Source organism: Sphingomonas yantingensis (assembly GCF_014199325.1).
Classification (GTDB): domain Bacteria; phylum Pseudomonadota; class Alphaproteobacteria; order Sphingomonadales; family Sphingomonadaceae; genus Sphingomonas; species Sphingomonas yantingensis.
In genome coordinates this window covers 741439-765333 of the sequence record NZ_JACIJJ010000001.1, presented here as the reverse complement: position 1 = coordinate 765333, position 23895 = coordinate 741439, and the positions used below count along the sequence as shown (strand labels likewise).

At 68.7% G+C, this 23895-nt stretch carries 25 protein-coding genes and 1 pseudogene; 11 read left to right on the top strand and 15 right to left on the bottom strand.

Features of this window, described 5'->3' with window-relative positions; translation table 11 throughout:
- Window positions 1-26: 26 nt before the first annotated feature.
- The 3 genes from FHR19_RS03905 to FHR19_RS03895 form a co-directional block, all read right to left on the bottom strand.
- Complete coding sequence (locus FHR19_RS03905) at window positions 27-809, bottom strand: helix-turn-helix domain-containing protein (RefSeq protein WP_184024589.1); 783 nt, start codon at window positions 807-809, stop codon at window positions 27-29.
- Between the two features lie 107 nt (window positions 810-916).
- Window positions 917-3193 (bottom strand): phosphoenolpyruvate--protein phosphotransferase, encoded by a 2277-nt coding sequence (ptsP, locus tag FHR19_RS03900; RefSeq protein WP_184024587.1) that lies wholly within the window; start codon window positions 3191-3193, stop codon window positions 917-919.
- A gap of 50 nt (window positions 3194-3243) precedes the next feature.
- A complete protein-coding gene (locus FHR19_RS03895) occupies window positions 3244-4005 on the bottom strand; it encodes a hypothetical protein (protein ID WP_184024585.1) in 762 nt (253 codons plus the stop codon).
- A gap of 120 nt (window positions 4006-4125) precedes the next feature.
- Here FHR19_RS03895 and FHR19_RS03890 point away from each other — a divergent pair, with 120 nt between their 5' ends.
- From FHR19_RS03890 to FHR19_RS03870, 5 genes are all read left to right on the top strand, one after another.
- Window positions 4126-4671: a CvpA family protein gene (locus tag FHR19_RS03890; protein WP_184024583.1), complete on the top strand. Its 546-nt coding sequence runs from the start codon at window positions 4126-4128 to the stop codon at window positions 4669-4671.
- Between the two features lie 23 nt (window positions 4672-4694).
- The gene (locus FHR19_RS03885; RefSeq protein ID WP_221228346.1) at window positions 4695-5144 is read left to right on the top strand and encodes an iron-sulfur cluster assembly scaffold protein; all 450 of its coding nucleotides are present in this window, start codon (window positions 4695-4697) and stop codon (window positions 5142-5144) included.
- A complete protein-coding gene (locus tag FHR19_RS03880; protein ID WP_184024578.1) occupies window positions 5141-6946 on the top strand; it encodes a cation:proton antiporter domain-containing protein in 1806 nt (601 codons plus the stop codon). Before FHR19_RS03885 ends, FHR19_RS03880 begins: the two co-directional genes overlap by 4 nt.
- Window positions 6946-7272 (top strand): DUF423 domain-containing protein, encoded by a 327-nt coding sequence (locus tag FHR19_RS03875; protein WP_184024575.1) that lies wholly within the window; start codon window positions 6946-6948, stop codon window positions 7270-7272. Before FHR19_RS03880 ends, FHR19_RS03875 begins: the two co-directional genes overlap by 1 nt.
- A gap of 86 nt (window positions 7273-7358) precedes the next feature.
- Window positions 7359-8663 carry an MFS transporter gene (locus FHR19_RS03870; RefSeq protein ID WP_246359274.1) on the top strand — a complete coding sequence of 435 codons (1305 nt, stop codon included), beginning with the start codon at window positions 7359-7361 and terminating at the stop codon, window positions 8661-8663.
- A 1-nt stretch (window position 8664) separates the two neighbouring features.
- Here the strand turns inward: FHR19_RS03870 and FHR19_RS03865 are convergent, their stop codons facing one another.
- The 6 genes from FHR19_RS03865 to FHR19_RS03840 form a co-directional block, all read right to left on the bottom strand.
- Window positions 8665-9204, bottom strand: a complete 540-nt coding sequence (locus FHR19_RS03865) for a septal ring lytic transglycosylase RlpA family protein (RefSeq protein ID WP_184024573.1) — start codon at window positions 9202-9204, stop codon at window positions 8665-8667.
- 98 nt (window positions 9205-9302) lie between these two features.
- On the bottom strand, window positions 9303-10079 hold the full coding sequence (locus FHR19_RS03860) for an SDR family NAD(P)-dependent oxidoreductase (RefSeq protein WP_343053149.1): 777 nt from the start codon (window positions 10077-10079) through the stop codon (window positions 9303-9305).
- Window positions 10080-10119: 40 nt separating this feature from the next.
- Window positions 10120-10956 carry an S-formylglutathione hydrolase gene (gene fghA / locus FHR19_RS03855; protein WP_184025848.1) on the bottom strand — a complete coding sequence of 279 codons (837 nt, stop codon included), beginning with the start codon at window positions 10954-10956 and terminating at the stop codon, window positions 10120-10122.
- Between the two features lie 2 nt (window positions 10957-10958).
- Window positions 10959-11348 carry a VOC family protein gene (locus tag FHR19_RS03850; RefSeq protein WP_184024567.1) on the bottom strand — a complete coding sequence of 130 codons (390 nt, stop codon included), beginning with the start codon at window positions 11346-11348 and terminating at the stop codon, window positions 10959-10961.
- 5 nt (window positions 11349-11353) lie between these two features.
- Window positions 11354-11731, bottom strand: coding sequence for a VOC family protein (locus FHR19_RS03845; protein ID WP_184024564.1), 378 nt, complete (start codon window positions 11729-11731; stop codon window positions 11354-11356).
- A 13-nt stretch (window positions 11732-11744) separates the two neighbouring features.
- On the bottom strand, window positions 11745-12857 hold the full coding sequence (locus FHR19_RS03840; protein WP_184024561.1) for an S-(hydroxymethyl)glutathione dehydrogenase/class III alcohol dehydrogenase: 1113 nt from the start codon (window positions 12855-12857) through the stop codon (window positions 11745-11747).
- A gap of 98 nt (window positions 12858-12955) precedes the next feature.
- Between FHR19_RS03840 and FHR19_RS03835 the strand changes: the two genes are divergently transcribed.
- The 4 genes from FHR19_RS03835 (at window position 12956) to aat (ending at window position 16354) form a co-directional block, all read left to right on the top strand.
- Complete coding sequence (locus FHR19_RS03835; RefSeq protein WP_184024558.1) at window positions 12956-14257, top strand: Y-family DNA polymerase; 1302 nt, start codon at window positions 12956-12958, stop codon at window positions 14255-14257.
- A gap of 106 nt (window positions 14258-14363) precedes the next feature.
- A complete protein-coding gene (locus tag FHR19_RS03830) occupies window positions 14364-14747 on the top strand; it encodes a YajG family lipoprotein (RefSeq protein ID WP_184024555.1) in 384 nt (127 codons plus the stop codon).
- A 126-nt stretch (window positions 14748-14873) separates the two neighbouring features.
- Window positions 14874-15596: an AAA family ATPase gene (locus FHR19_RS03825; RefSeq protein ID WP_184024552.1), complete on the top strand. Its 723-nt coding sequence runs from the start codon at window positions 14874-14876 to the stop codon at window positions 15594-15596.
- On the top strand, window positions 15593-16354 hold the full coding sequence (aat, locus tag FHR19_RS03820; protein ID WP_294267142.1) for a leucyl/phenylalanyl-tRNA--protein transferase: 762 nt from the start codon (window positions 15593-15595) through the stop codon (window positions 16352-16354). The genes FHR19_RS03825 and aat overlap by 4 nt, the downstream gene beginning before the upstream one ends.
- 35 nt (window positions 16355-16389) lie before the next feature.
- Here the strand turns inward: aat and FHR19_RS17595 are convergent.
- The 6 genes and pseudogenes from FHR19_RS17595 to FHR19_RS03790 all read right to left on the bottom strand — a co-directional run.
- Window positions 16390-16557 (bottom strand): annotated as a pseudogene (locus FHR19_RS17595) (DUF2155 domain-containing protein); the annotation flags it as partial.
- A 296-nt stretch (window positions 16558-16853) separates the two neighbouring features.
- Window positions 16854-17240 carry an NADH:ubiquinone oxidoreductase subunit NDUFA12 gene (locus FHR19_RS03810; protein ID WP_184024548.1) on the bottom strand — a complete coding sequence of 129 codons (387 nt, stop codon included), beginning with the start codon at window positions 17238-17240 and terminating at the stop codon, window positions 16854-16856.
- 78 nt (window positions 17241-17318) lie between these two features.
- Window positions 17319-17990 carry a DUF1013 domain-containing protein gene (locus FHR19_RS03805; RefSeq protein WP_184024545.1) on the bottom strand — a complete coding sequence of 224 codons (672 nt, stop codon included), beginning with the start codon at window positions 17988-17990 and terminating at the stop codon, window positions 17319-17321.
- Window positions 17991-18091: 101 nt separating this feature from the next.
- On the bottom strand, window positions 18092-19114 hold the full coding sequence (locus FHR19_RS03800) for a glycosyltransferase family 4 protein (RefSeq protein ID WP_343053148.1): 1023 nt from the start codon (window positions 19112-19114) through the stop codon (window positions 18092-18094).
- Window positions 19115-19131: 17 nt separating this feature from the next.
- Window positions 19132-20010 (bottom strand): UDP-2,3-diacylglucosamine diphosphatase, encoded by an 879-nt coding sequence (locus tag FHR19_RS03795; RefSeq protein ID WP_184024542.1) that lies wholly within the window; start codon window positions 20008-20010, stop codon window positions 19132-19134.
- A gap of 85 nt (window positions 20011-20095) precedes the next feature.
- On the bottom strand, window positions 20096-21094 hold the full coding sequence (locus FHR19_RS03790; RefSeq protein WP_246359273.1) for an NAD(P)H-quinone oxidoreductase: 999 nt from the start codon (window positions 21092-21094) through the stop codon (window positions 20096-20098).
- A 46-nt stretch (window positions 21095-21140) separates the two neighbouring features.
- On the opposite strand from FHR19_RS03790, the gene FHR19_RS03785 reads away from it, so the two are divergent.
- Both FHR19_RS03785 and clpA read left to right on the top strand, forming a co-directional pair.
- Window positions 21141-21389 (top strand): DUF1192 domain-containing protein, encoded by a 249-nt coding sequence (locus FHR19_RS03785; protein ID WP_425505935.1) that lies wholly within the window; start codon window positions 21141-21143, stop codon window positions 21387-21389.
- A 136-nt stretch (window positions 21390-21525) separates the two neighbouring features.
- Window positions 21526-23853 carry an ATP-dependent Clp protease ATP-binding subunit ClpA gene (clpA, locus tag FHR19_RS03780; protein ID WP_184024539.1) on the top strand — a complete coding sequence of 776 codons (2328 nt, stop codon included), beginning with the start codon at window positions 21526-21528 and terminating at the stop codon, window positions 23851-23853.
- The last annotated feature ends 42 nt before the right edge of the window (window positions 23854-23895 follow it).

The following is a 23895-nucleotide window of genomic DNA, read 5'->3' as shown; positions in this document are numbered from 1 at the left end:
ATGGCCTTCGCCACCTGTCGCCAGCCTTAAGCGCCGGCGGCGGCCCGCGCGCGCAGTGCCTCGGCGCTGATGCCGATATCCTTGATCGGCCGCTCGCCCGACCCGAGCGCCGGCACCGCCTGTCCGTCGATCGTCACGGCCAGTTTGTCGGGACGGCCGATATTGATCTGCGGCCCCTTCGCCGTCACCGGCACGTCGTAAGTCTCGCCCTTCTGCATCGTCTTCATGAGCAACGTGTCATTGGCGGCGTCGTAGACGCGCACCCACACCTCGTCGGTCGCGGTCAGGCGGACGAGGCCGGCGGGGCTGGGCGTCGGCGCGGGCACGGGCGTCGTGACCGTATTGGGTGCCGGCGCCTCGGCAACCGTCATTGGCGCGGCTTCCTCGCCGCGGAAGATCGACGTGCCATACCAGAGGCCGATGCCGACGACGATCAGGATCGCGACGAGCACGCCGGCCATCGCAAGGCCGCGCGGCGGCACGCGTGCGGGCTCGGCCAGCGCATAGGGCTCGTGCCGGGGCTTGGGCGCCCACGTAGTCGACAATTCGCCGCGCAGGCTGTTCGCCAGCGAAACCTCGTCGGCGCCGATCGCGCGGGCATAGGCACGCACGAACCCCATCGCGTAAGTGATCGACGGCAGCGAGGCATAGGTCGACGTCTCGATCGCCTCGAGATGGCGAAGCGGGATGCGCGTGCGCTGGCCGATATCCGCCAGCGTCAGCCCCGCCGCTTCCCGCGCGGCGCGAAGGCGGTCGCCCACACGCTCGCCACCCAAGGGGGCGGGGGAACCGGCGACTTCATCGACCATCATCTTCTCCGACGCTTGGCTGCGACCTTTTGGGATTGGCGTCGGCCGAGCCTTAACGCGGCCTTGTCCACCTTGCGAGCGAAACGACCGTAATCAACGCAAAAAAGTCAGGCGTGCTCGACCCCGTGCGCCGCTGCCCATTGCTCGAGCCGCTCGCGCAGCGGCCCCTCGGGGCTGTCGATCATCGGCATCAGGTCGGCGCGTAGCCGGTCGAGGTCCAGCGTGCGGATCATCGCCTTGACCGGCCCCACCGCCGCGGGCGTGATCGACAGCCGTTCGATCCCGAGCCCGAGCAGCGCCATCGCCTCCAGCGGCCGCCCGCCCATCTCGCCGCAAACCGCGACGGGCACGCCCGCCGCCTTCGCCGGCTCGACCACGCGGCGCAGGAAGCGCAGGATCGGCACCGACAGCCAGTCGTAGCGCATCGCGAGCTTTGGATGCGCGCGATCGGCGGCGAACAGGAACTGGGTCAGGTCGTTGGTGCCGATCGACAGGAAATCGACCTTGGGCAGCAGGATATCGAGCACCTCGGCCAGCGCCGGCACTTCCAGCATCGCGCCATAGCGCACCTCGTTGGGCAGTTTCCGCCCGCGCGAGGCGAGCCACGCGCGCTGCGCCTCGAACAGGGCCTGCGCCTGATCGAACTCCCAGGGCTCGCTGACCATCGGGAACATGACGCTGAGCGTCCGCCCCGCTGCCGCCTCTAGAAGGGCGCGCGCCTGTGCCTTCATCAGCCCCTCGCGCTCCAGCGCGAGGCGGAGCGCCCGCCAGCCCATGGCGGGGTTCTCCTCCAGATGATCCTCGTCATGCTCGAGATAGGGGAGCGCCTTGTCGCCGCCGATATCGACGGTGCGGAACACCACGGGCCGGTCACCGGCAGCGTCCAGCACGTCGCGATAGAGCCGCTGCTGCCGCTCGCGCGCCGGCAAGGTGGCAGAGACGAGAAACTGGAACTCGGTGCGGAACAGCCCGATGCCGTCGGCGCCGGTCAGGTCGAGCGCGGCCACGTCGTCGCGAAGGCCGGCATTGACCATCAGCGTGACGCGCTTGCCGTCCTTCGTCACCGGCGGCTCGCTCTTCAGCGCCGCGAACGCCGCGCGCCGCTTCTGGCTGGCGGCGAAGCGCGCGTCGAACGCCTCCTCCATCGCTGCCGAGGGCCGGGCGATCACCGATTCCGCCGTCACGTCGAGGAGCAGGCGATCTCCCTCCCCGATCAGCCGCTTCACGTCGCGCACGCGGCCGAGCACCGGCACGCTCATCGCCCGCGCGACGATCGTGACATGCGCGGTCAGCGACCCTTCCTCGAGGATCACGCCCTTCAGCCGGCGGCGATCATATTCGAGCAGTTCGGCCGGACCCAGATTGCGCGCGATCAGGATCGAATCCTGCCTAAGGCCCATCTGCGCCGCGGTGCCCAGCTGCCCCGCGACGATCCGCAGCAGCCGGTTCGACAGGTCCTCCAGGTCGTGCATGCGGTCGCGCAGCAATGGGTCGTCGATCTCGCGCATCCGCATCCGGGTGCGCTGCTGCACCCGCTCGATCGCCGCCTCTGCGGTCAGGCCGCTGTCGATCGCCTCGTTGATCCGGCGTGCCCACCCCTCGTCATAGGCGAACATCTTGTACGTTTCGAGCACCTCGTCATGCTCGCCGCCGACGCCGAACTCGGCCTGGCTGGCGAAGCGCTCGATCTGGTCGCGCATCTTGTCGAACGCGGCATAGACGCGGTGGCGCTCGGCCTCGGTATCCTCCGCCACCACATGCTCGATGACGACGCGCGGCTGGTGAAAGACGGCGACGCCGCTCGCCATCCCGTCGACCAGCCGGAACCCCTCAATCCGCTGCGTCGCGGTCGGCTGCGGCCGGGTGGAGCCCGCCCCGCCCTCGTCGATCAGCCCGGCATTGGCGATGAGTTCGGACAGGACCATCGCCACGGTCTGAAGCGCCTCGATCTCGACATCGGCATAGCGGCGCGGATCGACATGCTGGACCGCCAGTACGCCCACCGACCGCTCGCGCCGGATGATCGGCACGCCGGCGAAGCTGTGGAAACGGTCCTCGCCGGTTTCGGGACGATAGGCGAAGTCGGGGTGCGTCGCCGCCTCATCAAGGTTCAGCGTCTCGACATTCTTGGCGATCGTGCCGACCAGCCCCTCGCCGGGCGCCAGCCGGGTGACGTGCACCGCGCGCTCGTCGAGGCCGCGGGTCGCGAACAGCTCAAGCACGCCCTCGCGCAGCAGATAGATCGAGCAGACCTCGCTATCCAGCGCCTCGCCGATGATGTTGACGACGGCGTTCAATTTGGCCTGGGCGCCCGATCGCGCGGCCATCACCTCGTGCAGTCGGACGAGGATCTCGCGGGCGGCGGCGGCGGCGGAGGTCGGCATGGAACCGGCCTAACAGATGATGCGGGCGGGCTAAAGCCGCTGCGGCATCCTTATCGCGCGCTGTTCGCCGTCACCTCGGTATCGCTCATCAACAGGTCGCTGCTGACCGTCAGCACCGGCGCGCGATTGACCGGCACCGGCTGGACCGAAGCGATCTGCACCGGCGCACTCGCGGGCTCGAACCGATTGGCCTTCCACGCGGCCAGATCGGTGCGATAGGCGGCATAGGCGCGATAGAAATCGGTGAACGGCACGTCGAGCGCGGCGACCGCAGGCGCGGCGAACCCGTCGAGGCCGCCCGCCGGCGTCGTCGCGGCGGCCGCGACCAGCGGCGCGGCGGCGGCACAGAAGGCGGCGCGCGCGGGCGGCTGGGCATAGAAATTGTATAGCCGCGTCATGTCGTCGTCGAAGCGGTCCTGCCACTCGGCCCCGAACCGCGTGCGATATTCGGCCTTCAGCCCGTCATGCGCCTTGTTGAGCGCAGTTTTGTGCGCGGCGAGGAAGGCATTGTACTGCGCCTCCATCGGCTCCCCCGCCTTCGCGCATTGCAGCACCGCGACGTTGAGCGCGGCGCGCAAATGCCAGGCGGTGGCAATCGGCGACAGCCCGCGGCTGGGTGTCATGAAGTTCCCGTCGGGTGCCATCGCAGGGAGCGTCAGGTTGGCGGCGGCGCTCAGCGGCGGGCGCGGCATCGGCCGCTCGACCATCACCGGCGGCGGGGGGGGCGGCGCGGCCGCGACTTCGGTCTTCGACTTGCCGCAGCTCGCCAGCGCGAACGGCAACAGGGCAACAGCGAAACGGGCACGCATCATCGACCGACTCCGGGACTGAGTGGGTACAGAGTCGCGCGATATGGCTAAGATGCGGTTAAGCGACGGGCCGTCGCATCGCCCCCTTCCCCCGCCCCGCCTGCCCGCGCTAGAGCCGGCGCGATGGACCTGACCGCGCTCGATATCGTCGTTCTCCTCTCGATCGGCGGCGCCGCGGTGCTCGGCGCCATTCGCGGCTTCGTGACCGAGGTGCTGTCGCTGCTCGCCTGGCTGCTCGTCGTGTTCGCCGTCCGGCTGTTCCACACCCCGCTCGCCGCGATGCTGCTGGGGCCGATCGGCACCACGTCGGGCGCGGCAGTGCTCGCCTTCGTGCTCATCGTCGGGATCGTCTGGCTGGGGGGCAAGATGGTGTCGAACGCGATCGGCAACCGGACCAAGGCGTCGGTGCTCGGCCCCGTCGACCGCGCGCTCGGCTTCGGCTTCGGCGCCTTGAAGGGCCTGATCCTCGTGAGCCTCGCCTTCGTCGTCATCGTCCTCGTCGTCGACACGTGGAACGGCGGGGCGGCGCGCCGGCCGCAGTGGATCAAGGCGTCGCGGACCTACCCGCTCCTCAACAACACCAGCGCCAGCATCGCCGATTTCGTCGACCGCCGCCGCCGGGGCGAGCCCGTCTTCCCGCCCGAGACGATGGCGAAGATCGGGCGGTAGCGCCGGGCCGAGCCTTGCCCTACATGGGCGGGGTGAGCGAGACCCTCTACAACCAGCAGATCCTGCGGCTCGCCGCCAGCGTGCCGTTCGACAGCCGTCTTGCCGATGCGCAGGGCTCGTCGGAAAAGCGGTCACCCGTCTGCGGCAGCCGCGTGACCGTCGACGTGTCGCTCGGTGACGACGGCCGCGTCGCTGACGTCGGGATGCGCGTCCGCGCTTGCGCGCTCGGCCAGGCATCGGCCGCGCTAATGGCCGCGAACGCGGTCGGCCGCATGCCAGAGGAACTTGCCGCTGCGCGCGACGCGCTGACGGCATGGCTGGCAGGCGAAGGGCCGGTGCCCGACTGGCCGGAGCTCGACATCTTCGCCCCCGCGCTTCCCTATACCGCGCGCCATCCCTCGGTCCGCCTCGCCTTCGAGGCCGCGGCCGAGGCGGCGGAAGCGGCCCGCCAGCGCGTGCCCGCCGGCGGATGAGCGCGCACGGGGGGCTTTCGCTGGTCCGCGAGTTCGCGCCGCTGCTCGGCGCGGGGCTCGTCTCCGTCCTCGCCTTCCGCAAGATGGGGCTGGGTGCGACGCTTGGCTTCCTCGTCGCCGGCGCGGTCGTCGGGCCGCAAGTGCTGGGCCTGGTCGGCGATGCCGAAACCAAGCTGACCTTTGCCGAGCTGGGCATCACGCTCCTTCTCTTCATCGTCGGCCTCGAACTCAGTCCCGCGCGGCTGTGGCAGTTGAAGCGAGACATCTTCGGCGTCGGCTTGCTTCAGGTCGTGCTCTGCGGCCTTGCCGTCACCGCGCTCGTCCAGTTCGGCGCGGGCTTCTCCTGGGCGGCGGCGCTGGCGCTCGGGCTACCGCTGGCGCTCTCTTCGACCGCGCAGGTGTTGCCGATGCTGCAATCGGCGGGGCGGCTGCGGACGCCGTTCGGCGAGCGGACCTTCTCGGTCCTCCTGTTCCAGGACCTGTCGATCGTCCCGCTCATCACGATCATCGCCGCCTTGAGCCGCAACCCGGCCGATGCCGCGGGCCCGCCCGGCTGGCAGCTCGGCCTCTACACCGTCCTCGCGGTCGCCGGCCTGATCCTTGCGGGCCGCTTCATCCTCGGCCCGCTGTTCCGGCTGATCGGCAATCTGGGCGAGCGCGAGATGTTCGTGTTCGCCGGGCTGTTCACCGTCATCGCCGCCGCCGCGATCATGGAGGCGCTGGGGCTTTCCACCGCCCTCGGCGCGTTCATCGCCGGCGTGATGCTCGCCGACAGCCCCTATCGCCATGAGCTGGAGGCGGATGTCGAGCCGTTCCGCTCGATCCTGCTCGGCCTTTTCTTCCTGGCGGTCGGCATGATGCTCGACCTCAACGCCGTTGCCGCGCGGCCGGGGTTCGTGATCGGCATGGCGCTGGCGCTGGTGGCGGTGAAGGCCGGAGTGATTTTCGCCATCGGCCTTGCGTTCCGCATGGAATGGCGGCCGGCGCTGGCGATGGGCCTGCTGCTCAGCCAGGGCGGCGAGTTCGGCTTCGTCCTGTTCGCGCAGGCGCAGAACGCCTTCCTGATCGCGCCCGAGGCGGCGAGCCTGTTCGGCGCGATCGTCACGCTCTCGATGGCGACGACGCCGTTCCTGATGATGGCCACCCGCCGCTTCCGCACCGATCCGGCCGCCGGCGACGGCGAGGGGCTGGAGCCGCCGCGCCACGACGGCGCGAGCGCGATCGTCGTCGGCTATGGCCGCTTCGGTCAGACCGTTGCTCAGATGCTGATCGCGCAGGGCCTGTCCGTGACCTTGATCGACCGCGATCCCGAGATCATCGAGGTCGGCGGCAAGTTCGGGATGAAGGTCTATTACGGCGACGGCACCCGCCTAGACCTGCTCCGACAGGCGGGGGCGGAGGATGCCGAGCTGATCCTGTTCTGCACCGATGGGGATCAGGTTTCCGCCGACCTGCTCGAACTGATCGCGCAAGGGTATCCGAACGCCACCGTCATGACCCGCGTCTTCGACCGCCGCGCAATCATCGCGCTCAAGGATGCGCCGGTCGCGGGCATGTTCCGCGAAGTCTTCGAAAGCGCGGTCGTGATGGCGCGCCAGGCACTCCGCGCGGTCGGCGTCGACGATGGCGAAATCGACCGGAGCGAGGACGATTACCGCCGCGTCGATGCCAAGCGCCTGGGCATCCAGCTCGAGGCCGGTGACATCTATGCCGCGCGCGACGTGGTGTTCAGCCAGGCGCGCCAGCGCAAGCAGCGCGAAAAGGCTGCAGCAAAGGCTGCCGCTGCCGGGGAGACCGAGTGATGCTGTCTGTACTGGCCGCCATCTCGGGCGCGATCGCGATCGCCGCGGGTGCTTTCGGTGCCCATGGTGCCAGCGGACAGGCGGCGGACTGGCTGCGCACGGGCGGCATGTACCAGCTGATCCATGCCGTCGCCGTGCTCGTGGCGGTCCAGCAGCGTGCGACCGGCCCCGGCTGGGCGATGCTGGGCGGTGCGGCGCTGTTTTCGGCCACGCTCTATTCTATGGCGCTCGGCGCGCCGCGCTGGTTCGGGGCGATCACGCCGATCGGCGGCGCGGCGATGATCGTCGGATGGCTGTGGCTGGCCTGGCTGTTGCTCAGGCGATAAACCTCTCGACGCAGATTGCTATACTGACTAACAATCTGTCGTGAAATGCGAGCGCCGGAAACCGGCGGCGCGAGGGAGGATGAACGATGGGGCCACGCGCGGCGATCGAACAGGGCCGGATGAGCGGCTGGCAATGGGCTGCGGTCGCGGTCACCGTGGGCCTCAACGCGCTCGACGGGTTCGACGTGCTGTCGATCAGCTTCGCCTCGCCCGGCATTGCCAAGGAATGGGGCACCACTCAGTCGACGCTGGGCTGGATCCTGTCGATGGAACTGGTCGGCATGGCGGTCGGCTCGGTCCTGCTGGGCAGCGTCGCCGACCGGGCCGGGCGGCGGCGCACGATCCTCGGCTGCCTCATCGCGATGACGATCGGCATGTGGGGGGCCGGGCAAGCGGGCGGCGTCTCGACCCTGCTCGGCTGGCGGCTTCTCACCGGGCTCGGCATCGGCGGGATGCTGGCGGCGATCAACGCTGCCGCGGCCGAGCTTTCGAGCAGGCGCTGGTACAGCCTCGCCATGGCGCTGATGGTGATCGGCTATCCGATCGGCGGCGTGCTCGGCGGGCTGGCGGTGCAGGGCATCCTGGGATCGGGCGGCGGTTGGCGCGACGTGTTCCACTTCGGCGCGATCGTCACCGCGCTGTTCATCCCCCTCACCTGGATTTTGGTGCCCGAGACGGTCGCGTTCCTCGACCGCCGCCAACCGCCCGGCGCGCTTGAGCGGATCAACCGGACGCTCCGCCGCTTCGGCCATGCCGCGGTCGAGGCGCTGAGCGGACGCGAGGCCGGGGCACCGCGCGGATCGATCGCCGACCTGTTCGGCCCCGCGCTGATCCGCACCACGCTGCTCATCACCCTCGCCTATTTCGCGCACATCATGAGCTTCTACTTCGTGCTCAAATGGGTGCCCAAGATCGTCGTCGATATGGGGTTCGAGGCGCGGGCGGCGGCCGGCGTCCTCACCTGGGCCAATGTCGGCGGGGCAAGCGGCGGCGCGCTGTTCGGGCTGGCCGCGATCCGCGTGGGGCTCAAGCGGCTGACGATCGTCATCTTGTTCGCCTCGACACTGCTGATCTTCGCGTTCGGGCAAGTGGCGGGCCATGTCGGGCTGGGCGCGCTGTCGGCGATGGTGCTGGCGACGGGGTTCTTCACCAACGCCGCGATCGTCGGGCTCTATACGCTGTTCGCGCGGGTGTTTCCGACGCACCTGCGCGCGACCGGCACGGGGTTCGCGATCGGCATCGGTCGCGGCGGCGCGGCGCTTGCGCCGATCGTCGCGGGCTATCTGTTCGAGGCGGGGCTGACGCTGTCGTCGATCGCGCTGGTGATGGGGCTCGGCTCCACCGTCGCCGCGGTCGCGCTGCTGGCGATGCGGGAGAAGGACGCGGAATAATCTAGCGCGTCCCCGCGGCCAGCTGCGCGCGCAGATTGGCGAGGATGCGCGGGTCCTCCGGCCGAAGATCGCGCGGCGCCTTGCCCTTGCGCAGCCGCGCGCGGTCGCGCTCGGCGGGCGTAACGACGCGCACCCGCACCGCCGCCGGCCCGCCGCGCCTTAAGCCCAGCGCATCCGCCGCGCCGCGCGACAGGTCGATGATCCGCCGCCGCTCGGCGAACGGCCCGCGATCGTTGACGCGCACGACGATCCGCTGCCCGGTGTCGAGCGCGGTCACTTCGACATAGCTCGGCAGCGGCAGCGTGGGGTGCGCGGCGGTCAGCCATTTCGGGTTGAACTTCTCGCCGTTCGCGGTGCGATTGCCCGATTCCGACCCGTACCAGCTCGCATAACCGAGCATGTCGTACGCCGGGTCGGCGGCGGGGACATAGGTCGTGCCGCGCACGCGATAGGGCGCACCGATCTTAACGGGGAAGTCGGTCACGGGCCGCCCACCGGCGCAGGCGGAGAGCAGCAGGGCGGCGATCGAGAGGCGGCGCATGAGGCTCGATACCGCCGCCGCCCCCACCCGTCATCCCGGACTTGATCGGGGATCCCGCTTCTTCCTTCTTCGGGCGATTCACGCGGGAGCCCGGGTCGCTACTCCGCGTAGATCATCCGCCGTGTCATGCCGCCGTCGACGACGATCTGCTGCCCCGTCACGAACCCCGCCCCCTCGCTCGCCAGCCAGACGACGGTCGCGGCGATGTCGCGCGGCTCGCCGACACGGCCGACCGGATGCTGGTCGCGGTCGACGGCGCGATGCTCGGGCTTGGCCCTCGCGGAGGCCTTTTGCCACGGCCCCGTCTCGATCCAGCCGGGCAGCACCGCGTTGACGCGGATCGCCGGCCCCAGGCTGACCGCCAGCGCATGCGTCATCCCGCACAGCGCGCCCTTGGCGGCAGCATAGCCCTCGCAGAACGGCTCGGATTGCAGCGCGCGGGTCGAGGCGATCAGGACGATGCTAGCGCCCGCCCGTTGCCGAAGCCGCGGGACCGCGCCGCGCACCATCAGGAACGCGCCGGTCACATGGCTGTCCTGCCAGCGCCGCCAGTCGGCGAGGCTGGCGTCCTCGATCGGGCCGATCACCGGATCGGCGACCCCGGCGTTGGAGACGATGAGGTCGATCCCCGCCGCCTCGCCCGCGTCCGCCTGCCACGCATCGATCGCGTCATAGGCCGACGCCACCGCCCGCTCGTTCGACACGTCGCAGCGGCGCGAGAGCAGGGCGTCGCCGGGCATCTCGGCGGCGAGTTCCTTCACCGCTTCCTCGTCCAGATCGAGCGCGGCGACGCGCCAGCCCTCGGCGAGCAGGTGTTGAACCAGCCCCTTGCCGATCCCCTGTGCCCCGCCCGTCACCACCGCCGTCCGCGCCATCATCGTCTCCCGTGCTTGCCGCGGGAAACGCGCTCGTCCGCTATTTGAGCCGCGCGGCGTGCCAGTCGAGGTGATCGGCCATGAAGGTCGAGATGAAGTAATAGCTGTGGTCGTATCCCGGCTGCATGCAGAGCGTAAGGTCGATCCCCGCCGCCTCGCACGCTTGCGCCAGCAAGTCGGGCTTCAACTGCTCGGCGAGGAAGTTGTCTGCCTCGCCTTGGTCGACCAGCAGTTCGGGCACCCGCGCGCCGTCCTCGATCAGCGCGACCGCATCGTGCCGCCGCCACGCGGCGCGATCATCGCCCAGATAGCCGGCGAGCGCCTTCTGCCCCCAGGGGACCTGTGACGGCGCCACGATCGGCGCGAAGGCGCTTACGGCCCGGAAGCGGTCGGGGTGCCGCAAGCCAATGGTAAGCGCGCCGTGCCCGCCCATCGAATGGCCCATGATCGACTGGCGATCCATGTCGGCGGGAAACTGCTCGCCGATCAGTGCGGGCAGTTCCTCGGTCACGTACGACCACATCCGGTAATGACGGTCAAACGGCGCCTTGGTCGCGTCGACGTAGAAGCCTGCGCCAAGACCGAAGTCATAGGCGCCATCGGGATCGTCGGGCACCCCCTCGCCGCGCGGACTGGTGTCCGGCGCAACGAGGATCAGGCCGTGCTCGGCGCAGGCGCGGCGATACTCGCCCTTCTCGGTCACGTTGGCGTGCGTGCAGGTGAGGCCCGACAGGTACCAGACGACGGGCAGCCTCGCCCCCGCCGGATGGTCGGGGACGAAGACCGAGAAGGTCATGTCAGTCCCCGTCGCCGCGGACGCATGGCGGTACACGCCCTGCGTCCCGCCGAATGCCCGCGCGGTCGAGACCGTCTCGATGCTCACGGACGATAGATCGCGCACAGCTTGTGCCCGTCGGGATCGCGGACATAGGACAGGTGCATCGGCCCCAGGCTGCCGTCGCGAAGGCCCGGCGGGTCCTCGCACGTCGTGCCTCCCGCGGCGACCGCGACGTCGTGGAATTCCTTCACCTGCTCGGCCGAATGGCACTTGAACGCGATCGTGCCGCCATTGGCGACGGTCGCCGGCTCGTCGTTGATCGGCTGGGTCAGGATGAACATCGTGCCGTCATGGATGTAGAGCAGGCGCGTATGCCCGCTCGGCGCGATGTTCTTCAGCGGCTCGCCGGCGCCGAGCACGCCCAGCACCTTGTCGTAGAACGCCTTTGAGCGGTCGAGGTCGCTCGATCCGACCATCACGTGATTCAGCATCGCGATTACTCCTTTACCTGCGCGAAGGCGCAGATCTTGTTGCCGTCCGGGTCGCGAAGGTACGCGCCGTAAGCCTTGCCGGGTGCATTCATGCGGCGTCCCGGCGGGCCCTCGCACGTGCCGCCATTGGCGAGGCCCGCGGCGTGGAACGCGTCGACCGCCGCCGGATCGGGCGCGGCGAAGCCCACCGTGCCGCCATTAGCGTGATTGGCCGGCTCGCCGTCTGCGGGCGTGCCGATCCCGAACGCGCCGTTCGGCCCGCGATAGAAGACGCGGGTACCGGCATCGAAGCCCGGCCCGACGCCGAGCGGCGCCATCACCGCGTCGTAGAATTGCTTGGCGCGCTTCGGATCGTTCGACCCGAGCAGGATGTGCGTGAACATCGCTCCCTCTCCCTCAATAGACGACGACGCTGCGGATGCTTGTCCCCGCATGCATCAGGTCGAACCCCTTGTTGATCTCCTCCAGACCCATGACATGAGTAATCATCGGGTCGATCTCGATCTTGCCGGTCATGTACATGTCGACGATCTTCGGCACGTCGGTCCGCCCTTTGGCGCCGCCGAACGCGGTCCCGCGCCAGTTGCGGCCGGTGACGAGCTGAAAGGGCCGCGTCGCGATCTCCTTGCCCGCCTCTGCCACGCCGATGATGATGCTGGTGCCCCAGCCGCGATGGCAAGCCTCCAGCGCGGTGCGCATCACCTCGGTATTCCCGGTCGCGTCGAAGGTGTAGTCGGCGCCGCCATCGGTCATCGCCACGATGCGCGCGACCACATCCTCGCGGCTCATGCCCTTGGAATTAAGGAATTCGGTCATGCCGAAGCGCCGGCCCCAGTCCTCGCGGTCGGGGTTGATGTCGACGCCGATGATCCTGTTCGCGCCCGCCAGCTTCGCGCCCTGGATGACGTTGAGGCCAATGCCGCCGAGCCCGAACACGACGACGTTGTCGCCGACCTGCACCTTGGCGGTGTTGATGACCGCGCCGACGCCGGTCGTCACGCCGCAGCCGATATAGCAGCTCGTCTTGAACGGCGCGTCCTCGCGGATCTTCGCCACCGCGATCTCGGGCAGCACGGTGAAGTTCGAGAAGGTCGAGCAGCCCATGTAATGGAAGACTGGCTGACCCTTGTAGCTGAACCGCGTCGTCCCGTCGGGCATCAGCCCTTTCCCTTGCGTCGCGCGGATCGCGGTGCACAGGTTGGTCTTGCCCGAGAGGCACGACTTACACTGGCGGCATTCGGGGGTGTAGAGCGGGATGACGTGATCGCCGGGCGCGACGCTGGTCACGCCGGCGCCCACTTCTCGCACCACGCCCGCGCCCTCGTGCCCCAGCACGCTCGGGAAGATGCCCTCGCTGTCGAAGCCGTCGAGCGTATAGGCGTCGGTGTGGCAGATGCCCGTCGCCATGATCTCGACCAGCACCTCGCCGGCCTTCGGCCCCTCCAGGTCCAGCTCGACGATCTCCAGCGGCTTTTTCGCTTCGAACGCGATGGCGGCGCGGGTCTTCATGGGGCTCTCCCTTTTGGTATTGTGGGCCGCTCCTATGCGGCAGGCGCCCGCGAGTGGGAAGTGGGTACGCAGACCGTATCGTTCTGCTATTGTTCCGCATGGCCGCCGAGTCGCCCGCCCTTCCCCCGCGCCCGCTGCGTTGGCTGTTCCTCGACCTCAACAGCTATTTCGCCAGCGTCGAGCAGCAGTTGCAGCCCGAATTGCGCGGCCGCCCGGTGATCGTCGCGCCGATCGACAGCGACACCACGGTCGCGATCGCCGCCTCGATCGAGGCCAAGCGCTACGGCATCTCGACCGGCACGCCAGTTTGGGAGGCGAAGCGGCTGTGCCGCGACCTCATCGTCACCCCCGCGCGCCATCGTCGCTATGTCGAATTCCACGACGCGATCGTCGCGGAAATCTGGCGCCACATCCCCGTCACGCATGTCTGCTCGATCGACGAGGTGGCCTGCCGCCTGCTCGACAACGAGAACGACCGCGAACAGGCCGTCGCGCTCGCCCGGCGGATCAAGGCAGGCATCCGCGCCAATGTCGGCGAATGCCTGCGCTCCTCTGTAGGGATAGCTTCCAATCGGCTGCTGGCGAAGCTTGCCTCCGATATCGAGAAGCCGGACGGCCTGACGGTGTTCGAGGCCGCGGAACTGCCGCAGCGGCTATTCGGCTTCAAGCTGCGCGATATCGCCGGGATCGGCCCGCGAATGGAGAAAAGGCTGGCGGTGCAGGGTGTCAACGACATCGCCGAACTGTGCGCCCGCCGCCCGCGCGACGCCGGCTCGGCCTGGGGCGGGACCGATGGCGACCGGCTCTGGTATCTGCTCCACGGCGTCGACCTGCCCTCGAAACCGACGCAGAGCCGCACGATCGGCCACAGCCATGTGCTCAGCCCCTCCAGACGCGGCCTCGAACCGACACGCCTCACCGCGCGGCGGCTGGCGCTCAAGGCGGCGAGCCGGTTGCGGCGAAAGGGCTATCGCAGCCGGCTGCTGATCCTTCACGGCAAGTTCGAGGACGACAAGTCGAACTGGCGGGCATCGGTGAAGCTGTCCGCGACGCAGGACAGCTTCGTCGTCCTGTCGGCGCTCGACGGGCTGTTCCCCCGCCTCGCCGCCGCCGGCGCTGCGCGGACCGGCGGTTTTCGCCTCCGCATGGTCGGCGTGACGCTGGCGGAGATCGAGCCGGTGGCGGGCGAGCAGGCGTCGCTGTTCGCGATGCTCGACCCCGACGATCCGCTGGCGCGCGAGACCCGCGGTCTGGCACTCAGCCGCGCGATGGACCGGATGAACGAGCGGTTCGGGCGCAACGCGGTGACGGTCGGGCCGCTCGGCGGCGGGCGGATCGACCGGGTCGGCACCAAGATCGCGTTCGGCCGGATCCCCGAACTCGACGAGTTTCACGAGTGACGGCTGCTATTCCGCGAAACAATATTGCGCCGCAACCGATTATCGACGCTACGGCACTCGCCGGCCCTTGACGACGCATGGTGCATGCGCGAAGCGTCCTGCCCGTATGAAGCATATCCTCCCCCTTGCCGCGGTGATCGCCGCGCTCTCGCTCTCGGCCTGTCAGAACGAGCCGGAAGTGGTGAATGCCCTTCCGCCGGATCCGCTTGCCGACCAACTCGCCAACGCCGCGCCGGTCGAGCTGCCGCCCGCGATGAAGGGCTCGGTCAGCTTCCGCTGCCAGCCGGGCAACAGCCTCGTCTTCGTCGACTTCTTCCAGGGCGACAAGCTGGCCAACCTGCGTACCGAGAAGGGCGGCACCGCCACCGTTCTAAAGGCGGACGAAGCCGGCAAGCCGCTGACCGCGGAGGGCGGCTATTCACTCACCGGTGACATGAAGAACATCAAGGTCAAGATCCCCGGCAAGGGCGACCTGACCTGCCACGTCTGATCGCGCGGCATCGTTGAAAATGAAGGGTCGTCGCAGCGATGCGGCGACCCTTTTTCATGGGTCCGCCCTTGCGCACGGCGCCCCCAAGCGGCAGCTTCGGGGCGGACAATCGGGAGAAGGACCGGCGTGGCCGTCGTCGCGATCTACAGCCTGAAGGGCGGCGTCGGAAAGACGACGCTCGCCGTCAATCTCGCCTGGTGCGCCGCCGCGCTGTCCGCCCGGCGTACATTGGTCTGGGACCTCGACCCACAGGCCGCCTCGACCTGGCTGCTGGGCGGCGAGGAACAGGCCCGCGATCAGGCGCAGGCGGTGTTCACCCGCGATGTCGAGGTCGAGCGACTGATCCGCCCCACCCCGTATGAGCGGATCGACCTGATCGGCGCCGACGCATCGCTGCGCAGCCTCGACCGGGTGTTTCACGAACTGGACAAGAAGAAGCGGCTGGCCAAGCTCGTCGGGTCGCTGGACAAAGCTTACGACCGGCTGATCCTCGACTGCCCGCCGGGCCTCACCGAGACCAGCGAGCAGGTGATGCGGGCAGCCGACCTGATCGTCGTGCCGGTGCCCCCCTCGCCGCTCTCGACCCGCGCGTTCGAGGAAGTGGTCCGCCATCTGGACGGCAAGCGGGGTCACGCCGCGCTGATGCCGGTTCATGCCATGGTCGACCGCCGCCGCAAGCTCCATGCCGATGCGCTGGCGGCCCAGCCCGACTGGCCCGCCATCCCGATGGCGAGCATGGTCGAGACCATGGCCGCCCGCCGTGCCCCGGTCGGCAGCTTTGCGCCGAGGAACCCGGCGACCCGCGCCTTTGCCGATCTTTGGCAGGCCGTGGAGCGGCGACTGAAGTGACGCGGCGCCTGTCCCTCTACCAACGGCTCGACCCCGACCTTGTCCTGCGTGCCTATGCGATGGGCGTGTTCCCGATGGCCGATCACCGCGACGCGCCCGGCGTCTACTGGGTCGAGCCGCGGATGCGCGGGGTGCTGCCGCTCGACGGCTTTCGCCTTTCGCAATCGCTACGCAAGACGATCAAGCGGGACCGGTTTCGCGTCACCGCGGACCGCGCCTTCGATGCGATCGTCGGCCTGTGCGCCGAAAGCGCCGAGGATCGGCCCGAGACCTGGATCAATCCGCCGATCGCGCATGTCTTCGCCCGGCTGCACGAACTCGGTCACGCGCATTCGATCGAGGTGTGGGAGGGCGAGCGGCTGGTCGGCGGGCTTTACGGCCTTGCGCTCGGCCGCGCGTTCTTCGGCGAGAGCATGGTCAGCCGCGCGACCGACGCGTCGAAGGTGGCGCTCGCATGGCTTGTCGCACGGCTCAGGGTCGGCGGCTTCACGCTGCTCGACTGCCAGTTCCAGACCGATCACCTCCGCTCGCTCGGCGCGGTTGAGATCCGGCGCGACGCCTATATGGCGTTGCTGGGCGAGGCGCTCGGACCGTCGGCGGGCGGGCTCGTTTCGGGCGTCCCCTCGCTCGCGGGCGCGTTCGATGCGCTCGACCGCCTGGGTCCGGGCTTCGACGCCGCCTCGCCCTTGGCGAGCGGCACCGTATCCGAACCACCATCGGGGAAGGACATCGTGCAGCTTTTGACCCAGACGTCGTAGATGGGGTGCTGGACGACGTTGAGCGACGGCCGCTCCTTGTAGAGCCAGCCGGAGAATGCCCGGCGCCACTTGCGATCGGTGCCCTCGACGTCGAGCTGGACGAAGGCGCCGGTATATTGCTCGGGTTCCCACGGCCCCGTCCGCTCGCATGCACGCAGGCGGACGATGACGTTGCCGAAACGCAGCGCCTGCCCCGGCTTCATCGTCAGGTCGCGGCTTTCACCGTTGCGCTTGTTGAGCAGACCGACGACCGCCACGCGCTGCGCCATCGGCGTGACGCCCGTCGTCGCGATGGTGGCGGTTTCGGCGGGCGCCACGACCTCACCGTCGGCAGCGTTGCCAGGCGACCCGGCATCGGGGACCGGCAGAGAGGCATTGGGCGGCGGCGCGGCGGCGGTGTCGGGCGCCTTGGCCCGGTGCCATGCCGATACGCCGAACCAGCCGCCGACCGCGATCAGCAGCACCGCCAGCGCGGCACCGATCCACTTGACCCGCGGGCTCACGCGTCGGGCGACCACGCCTCGTAATCGCCGGTCGCGCGCACCCGCTCGCCGCCCTTTTCGAGCGCGCCGGGCGGGCGATAGGCGAGCGCCGTGCCGGTCAGGTTGGGCACCGCTGGCTTCTCCCACGCGCGTACCGGCGGCAGTGCGCGGTCGGGCACGTCGTCGATCTGGTGGTGCAGCCAGCTGAACCATTCGGGCGGCACGCGGCTGGCATCGTTCGAGCCGGCATAGATCACCCAGCGGCGCGTGCGCCCCGCGGTATCCTTGCCGCCCTGCCAATAGACATTGCCCTCGGCATCGGTGCCGACCTTGGTCTTGCCGCGCAGGCCGGCGCGGGTGCCGATGGTGGCACCGTTCCACCAGGTGAAGATGTTCAGACCCATGATGCCACTCGCTATGACGCCGCCACGACCGTTGCCCCGCGCCTTAGCGCGGGCGCGGGGGGCATGGCAAATACCCGATCAGCGCTTGAACGGATCCTCGAACAGCGGGCGCGGTGCCGCTGGCTCGTCGCCCGCTTCGGCTGCGCGAGCCGCCGCCTCGCGCTCGGCGCGCAGTTGCTCGAGCAGCGCCTCGCGGTCGCCCTCCAGCCTTGTGTCCTGCACTTCCTCGATCCCCGCGGCCTTCGCCGCCTTGGCGACCAGCGCATCGAGCTCGCGCTGCGAGCAGAGGCCCAGCGTCACCGGGTCCTTCGGCGTGATGTTGCCGATGTTCCAGTGCGTGCGGTCGCGGATCGCCGCGATCGTCGTGCGGGTGGTGCCGATCAGCTTGCCGATCGCGCCGTCCGAAATCTCGGGGTGGTTGCGGATGATCCAGGCGATGCCGTCGGGCTTGTCCTGGCGCTTCGACACCGGCGTGTAGCGCGGCCCCTTGGTACGGCGGACCTGCTCGGGGCCCTTCAGCATCTTGAGCCGATAATCGGGGTTCGCCTGACCCTTCTCGATCTCGTCCATCGTCAGCTCGTGCGCGCGAACGGGGTCGCGGCCGGTGAGCTTGGTGGCGGCGGTATCGTCGGCGATCGCCTGCACCTCGAGGATGTGGAGGCCGCAGAACTCGGCGATCTGCTCGAACGAGAGTGCGGTGTTGTCGACCAGCCACGAGGCGGTCGCGTGCGGCATAAGCGGCTGGGCCACGGCCTTGTCTCCGAATGCAAAAACAACAAGGGCCACCCGTCGCCGGGTGGCCGCTAACGGTTCCGGTCTAGTGCAACGCCCGGCAAAGGGCAAGCGGCGGTTCAGGCCGCGACCGCGGTCCGGTGAAGCGGTACCAGCGCCTGATGGAACTGGCGCGCGCTCGCCTCCCAGGTAAAGGTCCGCCCGTATGCCGCGCAGGCCGCCCGGTCGCGAGACAGTGCGGTGGCGATCGCGGCGTCGAGGTCCTCGCCCATCCCGCCCGTCTCGGCCGTCAACACATCGATGGGGCCGGTGACGGGATAGGCCGCGACGGGCGTGCCGCACGCCAGCGCCTCGATCATGACGAGGCCGAAGGTGTCGGTGCGGCTGGGGAATACGAACACGTCCGCCCCGGCATAGCATTGCGCCAGCTCGTCGCCGAACCGAGCGCCCATGAACACCGCGTCGGGATATTTCGCCTCCAGCTCCGCGCGTGCCGGGCCGTCGCCGACGACGACACGGGTGCCGGGCTGGCTAGTCTTGAGAAACGCCTCGAGATTCTTCTCGATCGCGACGCGCCCGACATAAAGCTGTACCGGCCCCGCCAGTGCAGCCAGTTCCGGATGCGGCGCGACGCCGGCATGGAAGCGCGCGAGATCGACCCCTCGCCCCCAATGCCGCACATGGTTGAGGCCGTGATCCTCCAGCGTCCGCCGGATCGACGGCGTCGAGGCGAGCACTGCCCGTGCCGGCGCATGGAACCAGCGGATATAGCGCCAGATCCACTCGGCCGGCACGCCCGACCGCGCCGACACGTAGTCGGGAAACTGCGTGTGGTAGGCGGTGGTAAACGGATAGCCGTGGCGCAGGCACCAGCGACGCGCGGCGACACAGACAGGCCCCTCGGTCGCCAGATGGATCGCATCCGGCGCGAAATCCTCCAGCATCGCACCCACCGCACCCGTCGTCGCCATGGCGAGGCGGATTTCGGGGTAGGTCGGGCACGGCACCGAATAGAAGCGGTCGGGCGACACGACCTCGACCACGTGTCCCTGTGCCTCGAGCACGGCGCGGACCGATTTCAGCGTGCGGACGACGCCGTTGACCTGCGGTTCCCAGGCGTCGGTGACGATGGCGATGCGCACGGGGGCGCCCGACGCGATCAGGCCGCTGCCCGCGTCGTCGCGGCTGTCTCCGCCGCTTCCCTCGCCCTGATCTCGTCCGCCCAGTTGAGGATCTCCATTCGCCCGTCGTCATGCTCAACGAGCGCGGTGCAGCCTTCGACCCAATCACCATCGTTGAAATATTCGACGCCGTCGATACGGCGATAGTCCGCGGTGTGGATGTGGCCCGCGATCACCCCGTCGACGCCGCGTACCTTGGCCTCGTGCGCGACGATCTCCTCGAAGCGGGAGATGAACTCGATCGCGTTCTTGACCTTGTGCTTGGCGTATTTGCTGAGCGACCAATAGGGCAGCCGCATCGCCCGGCGATAGGCGTTCACCCAGCGGTTGAGCACCATCATCACGTGATAGGCGGCATCCCCGGCATGCGCGAGCCAGCGGTGCGACAGCGTGATCGCATCGAACTCGTCCCCGTGCAGGACGAGCAGCCGGCGACCGTCGGCGGTGGTATGGATCGCCTGTCGCTTGATCTTCACGCCGCCGAAGTCGAGGCCGGTGAACTGGCGGAACATCTCGTCATGGTTGCCGGGGATGTAGACGATGCGCGTGCCGCGTTTGGCGCGCTTCATGATCCGCCAGACGATGTCGTTGTGGCTGGCGGGCCAGTAGAATTTCCGCTTGAGCTGCCACCCGTCGAAGATGTCGCCGACCAGGTACATCGTCTCGCTGTCGACGTGATCGAGAAAGTCGATCAGCATCTCCGCGTTGCAGCCGCGGGTGCCCAGATGCACGTCGCTGATCCAGACGGTGCGATAGCGCCGGCGCACGATCCCGTCCCGCTCGGGCCGCTGCGGCGAGCTTGCGGCAAAATCGAACAGGTCGGCGGCCTCGAACGGCAGCTTGGTGACGGTGCCCATGGCGTGTTCCCCGGCAAGCTTGTGGCTCCGGGCGGCATGGGGCAGGATTGTTACAGCGTGTGGGCGCGGGCGTTACGGGACCGCGTCAGCCGACCGTCAGCACGATCTTGCCCACATGGTCGCCACCCTCCATGCGTGCATGCGCAGCGGCGGCTTCCGCCAGCGGGAAGGTCTTGTCGATGACGGGCCTCAACGCCCCCGCCTCGACATGCGGCCAGACGGTGCGGGCGAGTTCGTCCGCGACCATCGACTTGAACCCGGCATCGCGCGGGCGCAGCGTCGAGCCCGTCAGCGTCAGGCGGCGACGCATGATGTCGAAGATCGGGATCGTCGCCTCCGCGCCGCGCTGGACCGCGATCGACACGTGGCGGCCGTCCTCGGCCAGGCACTGGAGATTGCGCGGCAGATAGTCGCCGCCGACCATGTCGAGCACCACCGCGACGCCGCGGCCGCCCGTGATCCGCTTCACCTCGGCGACGAAATCGGCGTCCTTGTAGTTGATCGCGTGCGCCGCGCCGAGGTCCAGCGCCGCCCGGCACTTGGCATCGCTGCCCGCGGTCACGATCACCTCCAGCCCGAACAGTTTGCCGAGCAGGATCGCCATCGTGCCGATGCCGCTGGTCCCGCCATGGACAAGCACACTGTCACCCTCGCTCGCAAAACCGCGCTCGAACAGGTTGGTCCAGACGGTGAACAGCGTCTCGGGGATCGCCGCCGCCTCGACGATCGACAACCCTTCCGGCACGGGCAGGCACTGGCCCGCGGGGGCGAGGCAATATTCGGCATAGCCGCCGCCCGCGATCAGTGCACAGACGGTCTGGCCGATCAGCGCATCCTCGACGCCCTCGCCCACCGCGACGATCTCACCCGCCACTTCCAAGCCGGGTATCGAGGGGGCGCCCGTCGGCGGCGGATAGCCGCCCTTGCGCTGGAGCACGTCGGGGCGGTTGACCCCGGCGGCGGCGACGCGGATCAGCACCTCGCCATCGCCCGGTTGCGGCACCGGCCGTTCGACGACCGTCAGCACTTCGGGACCGCCAGCTTCGGCCGGGTCGATCGCACGCATGGTGTCCGGTATGCTCATCGCCCGCTCCCCCCGGCATCACCGCGGCCGCCCTGTTCGACCTATGGTGAATCCCGCGCTTATTGACATCGCGGGCCATGCGGTCAACGCTTGGGGCATGGATGCCGACGATATTTTGCCGCGCCGCAGCGACGACCCCGTCGCGATGCTGGCGCGCCAGGATCTCGATCCCCTGTCGATCGAGGAGCTTGGCGCGCGCATCGCCGCGCTGGAGGCCGAGATTTCGCGGGTCAAGGCGCACCGCGACAAGGCGGGCAGCCACCGCAATTCGGCCGAGGCGCTGTTCCGCCGATGACCAACCGCCGCCGCCCGATGCGCGTGCGGCGCGGCCCCCACCCGAAGGCCCGTGTCTTGCACACCGCGCCTTCGCACCCGACATTGCTGTTCCGGGTCGCGAGTCCCCAAGCGGCCCCACCGGAGTAACTTCCCCCATGCCGTCCTTCGCATCCGCGCTCGAATCCACGCTGCACAAGGCGCTGGAGGCCGCATCCTCGCGCCGCCACGAATATGCGACGCTCGAACACCTCTTGCTGGCTCTCGTCGACGACGAGCACGCCTCGAAGGTGATGAGCGCGTGCGGCGTCGATCTCGGCGAACTCAAGACCACTGTCGCCCATTATCTCGATACCGAGCTCGAGGCGCTGAAGGTCGACAGCGTTACCGACCCCTCGCCCACCAGCGGCTTCCAGCGCGTCGTCCAGCGCGCGATCCTCCACGTCCAGTCGTCGGGCCGTGACGAGGTGACGGGCGCCAACGTCCTCGTCGCGCTGTTCAGCGAGCGCGAGAGCTATGCCGTCTATTTCCTGCAGCAGCAGGACATGAGCCGCCTCGATGCCGTCAGCTATATCAGCCACGGCGTCGGCAAGGGCGGCACGCCCACGGAGCCACGCGAAGTGAAGGGCGCCGAGGAGGAAAAGCCGCAGGCCAAGCAGCCGGAAAAGAACGGCAAGGGCGAAAGCGCGCTCAAGCAGTTCACCGTCGACCTCAACGAAAAGGCCAAGGTGGGCAAGGTCGATCCGCTGATCGGCCGCGGGCCTGAGGTCGACCGCACCGTCCAGATCCTGTGTCGCCGGTCGAAGAACAATCCACTCTATGTCGGTGACCCCGGCGTCGGCAAGACGGCGATCGCCGAGGGGCTGGCGCGCAAGATCGTCGAGGGCGACGTGCCCGACGTGCTGCGCGAGGCGGTGATTTATTCGCTCGACATGGGCGCGCTGCTCGCCGGCACCCGCTATCGCGGCGATTTCGAGGAGCGGCTGAAGCAGGTCGTCAACGAACTCGAAAAGCTGCCGCACGCGGTCCTGTTCATCGACGAGATTCACACCGTCATCGGCGCCGGCGCGACCAGCGGCGGGGCGATGGACGCGTCGAACCTTCTGAAGCCCGCGCTGTCGGGCGGCACGATCCGCTGCATCGGCTCCACCACCTACAAGGAGTTCCGCAACCACTTCGAAAAGGATCGCGCGCTGCTTCGCCGGTTCCAGAAGATCGACGTGAACGAACCGTCGGTGGAGGACACGATCAAGATCCTCGCCGGTCTGCGTTCGGCGTTCGAGGAGCATCACTCGGTCAAGTACACCCCCGACGCGATCAAGTCGGCGGTCGAGCTGTCGAGCCGCTACATCAACGACCGCAAGCTGCCCGACAAGGCGATCGACGTGATCGACGAGGTGGGCGCGATGCAGATGCTGGTGCCGCCCTCGAAGCGCAAGAAGGTCATCACGCCGAAGGAGATCGAGCAGGTCATCGCGACGATGGCGCGCATCCCGCCGAAGACCGTTTCCAGCGACGATACGCGGGTGCTCGCCAATCTAGAGACCGACCTGAAGCGCGTGGTGTTCGGACAGGATACCGCGATCGAGGTGCTGTCCTCGGCGATCAAGCTCAGCCGTGCGGGCCTGCGCGATCCCGATAAGCCGATCGGCAACTACCTCTTCTCCGGCCCCACCGGCGTCGGCAAGACGGAGGTCGCCAAGCAGCTGGCCGAGATCATGGGCATCCCGCTCCAGCGGTTCGACATGTCCGAATATATGGAGCGGCATTCGGTTAGCCGGCTGATCGGCGCGCCGCCGGGCTATGTCGGCTACGACCAGGGCGGCCTGCTCACCGATGCGGTCGACCAGAACCCGCACAGCGTGCTGCTGCTCGACGAGATCGAGAAGGCGCATCCCGACCTGTTCAACATCCTGTTGCAGGTGATGGACAACGGGAAGCTGACCGACCACCACGGCAAGACCGTCGATTTCCGCAACACCATCCTCATCATGACCACCAATGCCGGTGCGTCGGACATGGCAAAGGAATCGATCGGCTTCGGCGAGATTGCGCGCGAGGACGTGCAGGAGGAGGCGGTGAAGAAGCTCTTCACCCCCGAGTTCCGCAACCGTCTAGATGCAATCGTGCCGTTCGCCTATCTGCCGCCGGCGGTGGTCAACCGCGTCGTCGACAAGTTCATCCTCCAGCTCGAACTTCAGCTCGCCGATCGCGGCGTGCACATCCGGCTGGACGAGGAGTCGAAGACCTGGCTGACTGAGCGCGGCTATGACAAGCTTTACGGTGCGCGTCCGATGGGCCGCCTGATCCAGGAGAAGATCAAGCAGCCGCTGGCGGAGGAGCTGCTGTTCGGCAAGCTCGTCCATGGCGGCGAGGTGAGCGTGAAGCTGAAGGACAATGCGCTCAGCTTCGAGATCGTCCCCGCCCCGCCCAAGAAGGCGAAGAAGAAGGGCGGCAAGCGGTCGGAGGCGGAGAAGGCGGACTGATCGAAACGCCGCCCCGGTCATTGCGACCGGGGCGGCGTTTTC